The organism is Microcoleus sp. (genome assembly GCF_049646505.1).
GTDB lineage: Bacteria > Cyanobacteriota > Cyanobacteriia > Cyanobacteriales > Microcoleaceae > Microcoleus.
Map to the genome: position 1 here is coordinate 1 of NZ_JBARVX010000358.1, position 4,160 is coordinate 4,160.

At 48.7% G+C, this 4,160-nt stretch carries 4 protein-coding genes and 1 other RNA gene; 3 read left to right on the forward strand and 2 right to left on the reverse strand.

The features are described 5' to 3' along the window. Window positions 1–81: 81 nt before the first annotated feature. Window positions 82–942: a Fic family protein gene (locus WBA89_RS18330; RefSeq protein WP_424408644.1), complete on the reverse strand. Its 861-nt coding sequence runs from the start codon at window positions 940–942 to the stop codon at window positions 82–84. 48 nt (window positions 943–990) lie between these two features. After that, the gene (locus WBA89_RS18335; RefSeq protein WP_424408645.1) at window positions 991–1,230 is read right to left on the reverse strand and encodes a Fic/DOC family N-terminal domain-containing protein; all 240 of its coding nucleotides are present in this window, start codon (window positions 1,228–1,230) and stop codon (window positions 991–993) included. A gap of 232 nt (window positions 1,231–1,462) precedes the next feature. Here WBA89_RS18335 and WBA89_RS18340 point away from each other — a divergent pair, with 232 nt between their 5' ends. The 3 genes from WBA89_RS18340 to WBA89_RS18350 all read left to right on the forward strand — a co-directional run bounded on the left by WBA89_RS18340 (window position 1,463) and on the right by WBA89_RS18350 (window position 4,137). After that, complete coding sequence (locus tag WBA89_RS18340; protein ID WP_424408646.1) at window positions 1,463–3,214, forward strand: serine/threonine protein kinase; 1,752 nt, start codon at window positions 1,463–1,465, stop codon at window positions 3,212–3,214. 198 nt (window positions 3,215–3,412) lie between these two features. Beyond that, window positions 3,413–3,803, forward strand: a transfer-messenger RNA (tmRNA) gene (gene ssrA, locus WBA89_RS18345). Window positions 3,804–3,972: 169 nt separating this feature from the next. Then, window positions 3,973–4,137, forward strand: coding sequence for a hypothetical protein (locus WBA89_RS18350; RefSeq protein WP_424408647.1), 165 nt, complete (start codon window positions 3,973–3,975; stop codon window positions 4,135–4,137). Window positions 4,138–4,160 lie beyond the last annotated feature (23 nt).

Below are 4,160 nucleotides of genomic sequence, written 5' to 3' on the forward strand. Positions count from 1 at the left end.
GTAGAGTGCGATCGGCATTTGGAGTGGTGAGTAAGAATTAACACCTATTTGCTGCATTTGAGGAATCCAATGAATTTGTTGCTAAGAATCACGGAAAACAGCTAGATAGGTCGCATAAGAAAATGCTCGATTACGTTTTTGTCCAGTGATTTCTTCCAAAATACCTATATCACTAAGAGCTTTAATTAAGGAGTTAGCGTTGGGATATGACAACCTCGTAATTTCTTCAACATGTTCTACTGTAAAGATTGGTCTGAAATAAAGGCTCTCAAGCAATGCGATCGCATTACCAGATCGCCGCCCCATTGCGTTGAGTACCAATTGGCGATGTTCTTCTTTTAAGTTGACTATTTTGCGGGCAGTAGCGGCAGCTTCCTGAGCTACTTCATAAACACCCCGCAGAAAAAATTTTAGCCAACTTTCCCAGTTGCCACTGTCTCTGACAGCCTGAAGACGATCGTAGTATTCAGAGCGATATTTCTTGAAATAGTGAGAGATGTAGAGTAGTGGGCGTTGTAGTATATTCTGTTCGCACAACAGAAACGTAATTAATAATCGCCCTGTTCTTCCATTACCATCTAGAAAAGGGTGAATTGTTTCAAACTGAGCATGAGCCAATCCAACTTTAATCAAGGTAGGGATAGGTTGTGGACTGTGCAAAAACTTCTCCAAATTATCTAGAGACTGGAGCATTTCATGGGGTGGAGGAGGAACATAAGTGGCATCCGCCAACGAACATCCTCCTGCACCAATCCAATTTTGGGTGTGACGAAACTCTCCTGGATCGCGCTCAGCACCTCTGACTCCTTGCATTAACTGCTTGTGAATTTCTCGAATTAATCGCAAAGATACAGGCAAACTCTTGAGCCGCTCAAGACCATAGTTAATAGCACCGATATAGTTTACAACTTCAGCTACTTCTTGAGGATTTTCTGGTTCCAAAGCGTGAGATTCAAAGTCTAGGACATCGATTAAAGATGCTTGTGTACCTTAAATTTGGCTCGATAGAACTGCTTCTTTCCGAACATACATAAACACAAAGAGATCTGGATTTGGTAGAGCATCGGTTGCTCCATCTAGTCTACCCAATGCACGATCTGCCTGAGACAGTAGATGCCACATTTCGGGATCCATAATAATTTCAGGTGTAGGTGGTAGTGGATTAGGTATAAAGGCTTTGTAACCCGCAATCTGTTCCACATATTGACCTCCTCTAGTTCCAATGACCATTGTTATCGGTTCCGTTAATACTGAATACTCTTCAACGCTATATTATCAAAACTAACTTCTTATCGTTAATAAGCACATTTTTGACCAACCATGAGGAAAACTCGGCGCTACATCTAGGATCTGAGAATGCAACCCAACACTAGGGAGAGGCGATCGCCCTTGAGACTGGTAACTAGGCCCACCATACGTGCCATAATCAGCGATATTATTTGATGTGCGATCGCCCGAAACTATGGATGCGCTAATCGGCAAAAGTTTACAAGGTGGAAAATACACCCTAGAACAAGAACTGGGGCGGGGCGGCTTTGGGATTACCTTCCGGGCCAATCACCGCTACTTAGGACAGCCTGTAGTCATTAAAACCCTAAACGAATCTCTGCGGCGCGATCCAAATTTTGCCGAATTCGATCGCAAATTCCAAGACGAAGCGAGGCGGTTGGCTTCCTGCATCCATCCGAATATTGTCCGCGTCAGCGACTTCTTTGTCGAAGACGGACAGCCCTACATGGTAATGGACTACATTGCCGGTCAGAATTTGGCCGAGGTAGTCGGTGGAAACAATCCCCTCCCAGAAAATCTAGCAATTCTCTACATAACTCAAATTGGCGCTGCTTTGAAAGCAGTTCATCAAAAGGGTTTGCTGCATCGAGATGTCAAGCCGCAAAACATTCTGCTACGCCAAAACACCCAAGAAGTTGTGCTGATCGATTTCGGCATTGCCCGCGAGTTTACAGCAGGTGCAACCCAAAATCACACTAATATGGTGTCCGACGGCTACGCGCCGCCAGAACAGTATTTCGCCCAAGGAAAATATACCCCCGCCACAGATGTTTACGGGCTGGCCGCGACGCTTTACACTTTGCTCACAGCACAGGTGCCGGTGGCTGCAATTTTGCGTACCAGCCAGCCGATGCCTTCACCCCGCGACTTGCGGCCTGAGTTAAGTACGACTGTCAGTCAAGCAGTGATGCGGGGGATGACGGTAGAAGCTCAAAATCGCCCTGGAAGCGTGGATGAGTGGCTGGATCTGCTGCGCGGGCAGTCGCCGGACACCGGGCCGACGGTGGCGGTGATGCCGGGACACGGCGCTCAGTCGCCTGCAAATGTGAGAACAGCGCCTGCTGTGGTGTCTTCTGGGGGCAGCAACCGCAAGATTTGGTGGATTTTGGGGTTCGTGGCGATCGCCCTGTTAGTTGCAGGTTTGGTCGGTGTTGCTAGGGTTTTCCTCAACCGGCAACCTTCCGAACCCGCACCGGTAGCGAAGGACGATCGCACTTCGGCCCCTGCTGATCCAGACGCGCGCGTCAACCCCGCACCAATTCCCGCACCCACACCAACTCCAACTCCCAGAGAAACTCCGCCGCTTGCTGCGGAAACTCCCGCCCCAGCAGAAACTCCTGCTCCCGCCCCAGCAGAAACTCCTTTCTCGCCAACACCAGCCCCAGCGCCAACAACGGCAGGGGAAGGCACGGGGACACAACCCCTAGAAGAACCAACGGAAAAACTTGTTGATAAAGAGTTGCCGCCCGATCGATCGCCCGCACCCAGCGACCAACCGACAACCAGCAATCGGAGGAATCCCACAATCCCCGGATATGCCGTTGGTACGCCGGAAAGTCAGATTTTAGCGGAATTGGGACAACCCACGGACTCTCAAGGCCGGGGCTATTGGCCCAATACTCGCACCGCACTTTACGAAATATTGCCGAACCGAATTACTCTCGGCTACATTTACGATCGCGATTCCGACAAATTAGTCCAAACAGAGGGTTCTTTTGCCCCGTCGGTGGACGATTTGGTAGTCAAAACGGCCTTAAACGGGATGGTGGGCGGCGCCAACCGGGAGATTTTGCAGGGGTTCCGAGATGTGCAGCAGCGCCGGACAAATCGGTTTACATTTAGGAAGGGTTCGCTCGAAGGGACGATCGAACGCAACGAGCGCGATCGGATTTACATCGGCGTTTGGGACGAAAATTTGCATTAATCCAGGACGATCGACCTAAGTTCGGTGCGTCAGACTGAAATTATCTGCGTCAATCAGTGTTGATCCGCCTGAAATCTGCGGTGAATGTATCGATCGACGACTTGTGCAAAATCCCCAATCCAAAATCCCCAATCCAAAATCTTCAATCCAAAATCGATTGACGTTAAACAAAATATTCGCTATGATAAGAGAACACGAGGGGCTGTAATGGTTTCGACAGGGTGGCGAAAGCTGCTCCGTGATGCAGGTCGAGAGGGAGTCTACTCTCGCTAATATCGGCTCAAACAAAATAGTAAATGCGAACAACATCGTTCCTTTCGCTCGCAAAGCCGTAGCTGTAGCCTAAAAACTTCTTGAGCTTGGTTTAGAGTGTATGCCGCTTAACTCCGTTAACAGCAGCATAACAACCCCCAACGGATGCCCTAGCTAAACGTTTCTAGTCGTCTAGCCGGGAAAGCAATCACTAGAAAATCCCCCCATTTGGGATAAAGATGGTTCCCGCCCCAAGGATTAGAGGGGATAAACCTGTGAACGATCGGAAGGTAAATACCCATTTTGGACGGCAGTTCGATTCTGCCCAGTTCCATCGCAAAGGTGACGTAAAATCAATGGTTTAAGCCGTTTGAAAGTCGCTTTAAAGCATTAAAAGGGCCCAGAGTTAACTCTGGGCCCTTTTGTTTGGGCTATATCTCGCTCATAGGACTAAACAACCACGGGTAGTCCAGAAACCGGGTTTTTGCCAAAATACTTCGTTACAGATGGCAGAAACGCATAAAAACCCGGTTTCTTTGGTATTTATGCGTCTAGCACTAAACAGCCAACAGCCAACAGCCAACAGCCAACAGCCAACAGTCAACACTCAACAGTCAACCATCAACCATAAGTTACCGCTCATTAGCCAACCTGGGAGCTCAGATAATTAGAACTTTACCCCGTCCGTGCGTTC